Genomic DNA, 7797 nt, shown 5'->3' with positions numbered 1-7797 from the left:
TTGTTTTTAAGGATTGACTATTTAATTTTTGATTAGAAATAACAGAGAATACTGTGCCGCGATGCACTGAACGCGGGTGATCCTTGTACTGCTCAATTATTTCTTGGGCTTTAGGCAATATTGGAAGTCTTATTCCAGTATTGGTCTTTTTTCGCGTTGTGATAATCCAATAATTTCCGTCAATTCCAAGGTGGAAAAGATTTGTTGAAAAAGGATACGTATAATTTTGTAACCATACAACAAGTCAGCAGTTTGAGTTTTAAGCCTGAGTCATTCGAGCCCTATGCCGATGTGTTGATTCAGTTTATACGCAAGCATGCTCCTCCTTCAGAAATCATCATTCATCAAACCTGGGCTTATGGAGCCGACAGCCCGCGGTTAAAGGAGTGGGGGATGTCGCGGGAGGAAATGCATAAAGGATTGGTAAAGAACTACCAAGTGCTTGCTGAGCGATACAGGCTGGATATGCTGCCATCAGGCCAAGCATTTCACCGGGCGACACTTGAAAACAAAAGCATTGATCTATGGACACAAGATCGGTATCATGCCAATATGAATGGCTCGTATCTGGCGGGCTGTATTTGGTTTGGAAAAATGTTTGACATATCTCCCCAAAAAATCAAATTTGTCCCCGAGGGTATGAAGCCTGAAACCGCCAGGTTTTTGCGGAAAATAGCTGCAAATGAGACAAAAATAGCATCAAGAAGATTAAGCATAAAATAGTAGTCGGAAGACGAAAGACCTCTTTAGTTTCGATCGTACCCAATCAAATATATATGGCTTTGTGATTGGCAGAGGATGTCATATTGCAGCTATGCTCTGTTCCTAACCAGAAACTCGATCTATTTCCCAGCATGGTCGAAAACTTGTCTCTAAATTTCTGGCGAGCTTATGAATTAGCGATAAGGAGCTAACTGAATTTCCTCCTTTCTTTGGGTAGAGTTTTTTACCCGCTTCACTCAAAATTCCGACAAATTTATTGATCGCTTCCAGGAACGGTAAAGGGGTTCCGATTCCATCGGAATCCTTCGGATGCGTTCATTCTCATGCTAATCGGAATGACGTGCACCCCGTCGACCTCATCCGGGACAGCTCAACGCCAGTACGCCTGTTTAACGTCAGAACTTATTGGACAAATTTTTCTATAAACTTAAGAGATACTTTTTACAATTAAAACTAGTGATTCTGATAATTTTTCTGAACTGTTGAAATGTTGCTAACTTTTAGCATCGCGTTAAGAAAGTTATCAATATTTCAATAGTTGGTTACGCTGATTTTTTTGATTTCCTGTTCATTTTTCTCCTTTTTTTTATGGTTTCAATTTTGATTTCTGCCCTACGGTTGAGAATCTGTTTTTGTCTGCCAAAATAAACATCAGCAGGAGTAACATTGCCAAGTGATTCATGATACCGTTGGTTATTGTAATAATCCACAAAGGCTTCGATATTGGCTCGCAAGTCGTCGGGAAAATAGTAGTTTTCAAGTTTAACTACATTTTTCATTGTCCGATGATACCGCTCAATTTTTCCCTGAGTTTGTGGATGATACGGAGCACCCTGAACGTGCCCCATATGATGCTCATAAAGAAACTCTTTGAACGCATTGGAAACATAACAGGATCCATTGTCAGAAAGTAGTCGAGGACGGTTTCCCGGAGTTAGTCCGCTTGTGCGTAGTGCCTGCCCCACAACACGCATCGCATCCGTAGATTCCATATTTTGACACAGTTCCCACGAGATAATGTACCGCGAATAATCATCCATGATAGTCGCCAGATAATACCAGCCCCAGTTGATGATTTTGAAGTAAGTAAAATCGGTTTGCCATTGTTGATGGATGTGCGTTGTTTTGTCTTTGAACTCATCAGAGGCAGCCATCAAAATCCACGCAGGACTGGTAACTAAACCTCTTTCTTTCAGGATTCTGTATACACTCGACTCGCTGATAAACCAGCCTTTTTTATCGGTAATATGGCAGGCAAGTTCCCGGGGAGAAAGTTCTTCTTTTTCAAGAGCAATTTCTACCACCTTTTTCTTTTCCGTTTCCGGTATTTTGTTCCAGAATGATTTTCGATTGGATGATTTTGGTTTTAGTCCATCAAATCCTTCCTCCAGGTACTGTTTGTACCAAATGTAGAAGGTACTGCGGCTTATCCCAAGCTCCTCAAGCGTACGTTTGACGCCCAATTCCGATTCTTGTACAATACGGATGACTTCCATTTTTTCACTGGCACTTCTTCGCATATACTTATAATTTACCCGATACCATTCTGATTTTTTTTAAGCATTCGGTTTTCAAGACTTAATTCAGCCACAAGTTGCTTTAAATCCACGTTCTCATTTTTTAAATCATGAACTTCGTCGGATGTAGCCTCTCGCTTCGTGTCGCCAGCCAAACGGCTTTTACCTGCCTCCAAAAACTCTTTACTCCATTTGTAATAGAGATTAGAATTTATTCCTTCTTTTCGGCAAAGCTCGGCAATACTGCTTTCGCCCCTTAAGCCTTCTATTACAATCCTTATTTTCTCTTCCGATGAGTAATTCTTTCTGGTGTGTCGGCGGATCTCTTTTACTTTCGACTCCGCACTCTGTTTTTTTGCATTCATATTCGAACTTTTTATGGTTGTCAAATTAAGAAAACCATCTCTTAATTCTTATATCAACCTGTCCAAATTTGGCTGAAGACTTACAGTCAGTTATCTGCTGGCAGGCCTTTCATTTCGTGAGTTTTTGTCATCTACTACCGGGAATGATTTTGACGCTGTCTCAATTGATGATATCGTTAAGGATTAAAGGAACTTAAGCAGGATAATCACCGATGACTTACGTCCATTGCCCGCTTTCCGGAAATATTTACAGTTAGGTTATCTACCTATCATAGCAGAAGGAGAGGATTCCTACCAATTGAAGTTAACCCAGGTGATCAATACGATTGTGGAAACCGACCTCGCATACATAGCCGGGTACAATACAGGAACAGCAACGAAAGTAAAGAAGTTGCTGGGTGTGATTGCAGAATCAGTCCCGTTCAAACCCAATATTGCAGCTTTGTCCCGGAAATTGGATTTAAGCAGGGACAGTGTCTATCAGTATATTTATCAGCTAAAAGACGCAAGGTTGCTCAATACATTGAGTTCAGAAGGGAAAGGAATTTCTACCTTACAAAAGCCGGATAAAATATTCCTGGAAAATACGGATCTCGCTTTCGCGTTAAAAGAAAAGCCGGACACCGGAAATATCCGGGAAACATTTGTTTTAAACCAGCTATTAAATGCAGGGTTAAGCGTCAGCTTCCCAACTGAAGGTGATTTCTATATCAATGGATTAACAGTGGAAGTCGCGGGTATAAACAAAAGTACATCCCACGTAAGGCATTTGGACAACTAACTCGTTGCCGTCGATGACATTGAAACCGGACCCGGAAACAAAATACCAATTTGGCTCTTCGGTTTTTTGTATTAGAATAATAGAGCCAGGTAATTGAAAAACAGGTTCGAATCTTAACTGAGATGATTCCGGACGACCATCATTTTTTTTCAGGTTCAAGACATTTTTTTAGAATCAAATTGGATTATTTTGTATATTTGCACGTAACCAACTCATTTCAAATTGATTGAAACCCGATCAAATTTCAGGTGAGTTAAACGGTGAGTTCTTTCTGGAGACATTTCGGTATTTTTCTGATAATAAAACATTTACAGGATACAAGACGAATCCTTTCATCCCGACCAAATGGGACAAAGTTTGATTTTTCTACTTTGTCCCTTTTTTTTCAGCCGAATCAATCTTTCCAATTTTTCCGCGTACTTCACTGACCTGAATTGGATGCGGAATTTTCAAACCTGCCGGGAATGGATATTTTGTTGCAATGTTGTATGCGTAAAGCTGATTTGCTTATAAACAAAAACAGGAAGTTCAAAATGAGCTTCCTGTTTTTATTGTGTGACTGATTTATTTTTTAATGAATCGGGAAAATCGACTTTTTCCGAAGATATTCAATCACCTGTTCCGGATTTTTTCCGTTGTTGGCCGGATCAAGTGTTATCGCAGCGTTTTTGGGTTCATCAAATGCAATATCAACGCCCGGCACGTATTGGATTGATTCATCGTTATACATCTCAGGCTTGTTCTGTTTGCAGTAATCCAACGAAGCATTCATGTACACCAAATGAAAGCGTTCCTCACCAATAATGTCAATCAGCTGGTTGCGGATCGCTTGATCGGGCGAAATAAAAGAGCAGATGGTGATGATGCCCTGGTCATTTAACAAGCGGCAAACTTCGGCTACGCGCCGCAAATGTTCGGCCCGGTCGGTTGGCGAATAATCCAGCTCTTTCGAAAGACCCGAACGCACCGAACTGCCATCGAGCAGCACTACGGTGGCGCCCATGTCGAACAGTTGTTTTTCAAGGCTGAATGCAAATTCATTTTTGCCTGATCCGTGCAATCCGGTCACCCAAATGGTTGCCCCTTTCTGGTTGTAGTGTTTTTGGTATTCCTGGTTCGAAATCAGTCCTTTGCCTTTGCGGATCAATTCGCGGTGGCTGTCACTGATTTTCGAAGGCAGATCGTCGGGGCTCAGTTTATCGATGATCATTCCCACAGCAACCGTATTGTTGGTTACCGGATGGATTAAAACAAAAGCACCGGTGTTTTTATTTCTCTTGTAAGGATCAAAAAACAGCGGTTTGTTGGTGGTTAGTACCACACGTCCAATTTCATTCAGCTCAAAAAAGTCAACCTCCGATTTCTGCAGGGTGTTCACATCTGTTTTGTATTTGATCTGATCGATCCGTGCTTTGGTGTTGTTGTTGGCATGCTTAATGAAAAACTGAACGGAAGGATCCATTGGCTTTTCGTCCATCCACACCAACATGGCTTCAAAATGACGTCCGATTCGGGGCAGGTTGTCAGGATAAACAATCATGTCGCCACGCGAAACATCCACCTCGTCGTTCAATGTAATGGTAACTGCTTGTGGTGGAAAAGCTTCGTCCAATTCACCATCGTACGTGGTAATACTTTTTATGGTTGATTTCTTTTTTGAAGGAAGAACCATCACTTCTTCACCCTTGCGGACAATACCTGAGGCGATGCGGGCCGAGAAACCCCGGAAGTCGCGGTCGGGCCGCAACACATACTGTACCGGATAACGCAGGTCATCGAAGTTGCGGTCGGAGCTGACGTGGACAGATTCCAGAAACTCGAGCATCCCTTTTCCTTTGTACCAATCCATGCGATCGGACCGATCAACCACATTGTCGCCTTTTAATGCTGACAATGGAATGTAATTCACGTCGGGTATGTCGAGTTGGGCAACAAAATTCTTATAGTCTTCGCAAATATCGTCAAATACTTTTTGGTCAAAATCTACCAAGTCCATTTTGTTCACGGCCAGCACCACGTGCTTAATACCCAGTAGTGACACCAGAAAAGTATGGCGGCGTGTTTGTGTGATGACTCCTTTGGTGGCATCAATCAAAATGATGGCCAGGTTCGCTGTTGATGCGCCGGTTACCATGTTTCGGGTATATTGTTCGTGTCCCGGCGTGTCGGCAATAATAAATTTCCGTTTATTGGTCGCAAAGTATCGGTAGGCTACATCAATGGTAATTCCTTGTTCGCGTTCTGCTTTTAAGCCGTCAAGCAACAAGGCATAATCAATTTCTTCGCCGGCGTGGCCCATCCGTTTGCTGTCGCGTTGCAGGGCTGCCAACTGATCTTCGTACAGCCGTTTACTGTCAAAAAGTAAGCGTCCGATTAGGGTCGATTTTCCATCATCGACCGAACCTGCTGTGAGCAAACGCAATAAATCTTTTTTCTCATCCTGATCGAGAAAAGTCTTTATATCTATGAGTTGTTTTGTCATTTTCAATTTTTAAATTCAATGTTAAGCTTTCGTTCTTGATTGGCTTAAAAATACCCTTCGCGTTTTTTCTGTTCCATGCTGCCTTCCTGGTCAAAATCAATGACCCGGGTGGTACGTTCTGAAACCGTTACGGTCATCATTTCCTCCACAATCTTCTCAATGGTATCAGCTTCTGAATCGATTGCGCCGGTGAGCGGGTAGCAGCCCAAGGTACGGAAGCGGACCTTTCTCATCTTCGCTTTTTCGGCGATTTCTTTGGGCATTCGGTCGTCGTCAACCATAATCAGGTTGCCGTCAACTTCAACAATGGGTCTTTCCTTGGCATAGTAAAGCGGTACGATTGGAATATTTTCCAGTCGAATGTATTGCCAAATATCCAGCTCTGTCCAGTTTGAAATGGGGAAAACCCGAATGGACTCACCTTTGTGTACTTTGGCGTTGTAAATGTTCCACAGTTCGGGACGCTGATTCTTTGGGTCCCACTGGTGAAATTTATCACGAAAGGAGAAGATTCGTTCTTTAGCACGCGATTTTTCTTCGTCGCGTCGTGCTCCACCAAAAGCCGCATCGAATTTGTATTTCGATAAACCGGCAAGCAGTGCCTGGGTTTTCATGACGTCGGTATGCACTTTACTTCCGTGGGTAAATGGGCCAACTCCACTTTCAAATCCTTCTTTGTTGTAATGCACAATCAGATCCCAGCCTTTTTCTTTGGCGTAGTTGTCACGGAATTCAACCATCTCTTTAAACTTCCACTTCGAATCGATGTGCATCAATGGAAAAGGCACTTTGCCCGGGTAAAAAGCTTTTTCTGCGAGCCGCACCATCACAGAGGAATCTTTTCCAATGGAATAGAGCATAACCGGGTTTTCAAATTCTGCTGCAACCTCACGAATGATGTGAATGGCTTCTGCCTCTAATTCACGTAAGTGGGTTAAAGTATATTTATTCATCGTACTGATTTTTTTATAATGTAAACTGCGCCGGGCACATTTGTAAATGTCTAAGTCGGGTGCAAAAATAGACTATTCTTCCAGAAGTTTAATGCGTATTAACTCGTATTTGTCTTATTTAGAATGGCCAGATCAATGGAATGAGAATAATGGAGATGATGAATGCAAGGATGTTGAGGGGTAAACCAACTTTGGCATAGTCGCCAAACTTATAGTTTCCAAGTCCCTGAACCAACAGGTTGGTTTGGTAGCCGATGGGGGTTGAAAAGCTTGCAGAAGCTGCGATACAGATGGCAATGAAAAATGGTTTGGGATCGACTCCCAGTTGGGTTGCCGCAGCATATGCAATGGGGAAAACAAGCGCTGCTGCCGCATTGTTGGTGATAATTTCGGTAAAAATTGTTGTAATCAGATAAATGGTGATCAGAACTCCCAGGGGGCCGTACGATTTGGAAAAATTAATGGCAGTTGTTGCAATACTGTCAGCTGCGCCGGAGCTTTGTAGTGCCTTGCTCAGCCCAAAAGCACATGCAATGGTGATGAGTACATCCCACGAGATTGCTTTGGTGTATTTTCGGTTTGGCAAAATGTTAATCCAGGCCATAAGAATGGCAACAATGGCGGCAAAATAAAACATGTCCAGTTGGTTGCCGCCCACTTCGGGCAGGTAGCGGCCAAAGGTAGCACCGATAATCATGAGAAGTACCAACAGCAAGGCAAACAAACGCTGTCCTTTGTAGCGGGGTGGGGGAATTTCGCCGATAAATGAGGTCAGGTAAAAACCGGTTGATTCGCCCCAGTTTTTAATGAAATTTTCGTTGGTGAGCAACACTAGGCTGTCACCGGCTTTCATCCGGAACGAGCCCACATTGCTTGAGATGGTTTCACCGTTTCGGTAAACAGCCAACACTTCGGCTTGGTAGTGGTTCAAAAAGTCAAATTCATCAATCGTTTGGTTGATGCCGGGAAAGCGTGG

At 42.7% G+C, this 7797-nt stretch carries 6 protein-coding genes; 2 read left to right on the top strand and 4 right to left on the bottom strand.

The genetic code is table 11. The annotated features are described in order from the left end of the window. The first annotated feature begins 204 nt into the window (after positions 1-204). Positions 205-723 (top strand): DUF4886 domain-containing protein, encoded by a 519-nt coding sequence (locus NC99_RS04260; protein ID WP_053180204.1) that lies wholly within the window; start codon positions 205-207, stop codon positions 721-723. Between the two features lie 542 nt (positions 724-1265). Here the strand turns inward: NC99_RS04260 and NC99_RS04255 are convergent. Next, a protein-coding gene (locus NC99_RS04255) for an IS3 family transposase (RefSeq protein WP_449450775.1) occupies positions 1266-2620 on the bottom strand; the annotation gives its coding sequence in 2 pieces (ribosomal slippage) (positions 1266-2264 and positions 2267-2620; 1353 coding nt in all). Positions 2621-2918: 298 nt separating this feature from the next. Here NC99_RS04255 and NC99_RS22255 point away from each other — a divergent pair. Beyond that, positions 2919-3386, top strand: coding sequence for an ATP-binding protein (locus NC99_RS22255; protein ID WP_204374892.1), 468 nt, complete (start codon positions 2919-2921; stop codon positions 3384-3386). 571 nt (positions 3387-3957) lie between these two features. Here NC99_RS22255 and cysN read toward each other — a convergent pair. From cysN to NC99_RS04230, 3 genes are all read right to left on the bottom strand, one after another. Continuing rightward, positions 3958-5868, bottom strand: a complete 1911-nt coding sequence (cysN, locus tag NC99_RS04240; RefSeq protein WP_053180198.1) for a sulfate adenylyltransferase subunit CysN — start codon at positions 5866-5868, stop codon at positions 3958-3960. Positions 5869-5912: 44 nt separating this feature from the next. Continuing rightward, positions 5913-6821, bottom strand: coding sequence for a sulfate adenylyltransferase subunit CysD (cysD, locus tag NC99_RS04235; RefSeq protein WP_053180197.1), 909 nt, complete (start codon positions 6819-6821; stop codon positions 5913-5915). Positions 6822-6939: 118 nt separating this feature from the next. Beyond that, positions 6940-7797 (bottom strand): SLC13 family permease (locus NC99_RS04230; protein ID WP_157624432.1); only part of this gene is annotated, 858 nt, incomplete at its 5' end.

This window comes from Sunxiuqinia dokdonensis (assembly GCF_001270965.1).
GTDB classification, from domain to species: Bacteria; Bacteroidota; Bacteroidia; order Bacteroidales; family Prolixibacteraceae; genus Sunxiuqinia; species Sunxiuqinia dokdonensis.
The sequence above is the reverse complement of the archived record's forward strand: the minus strand, read 5'-3'. Positions and strand labels throughout refer to the sequence as shown.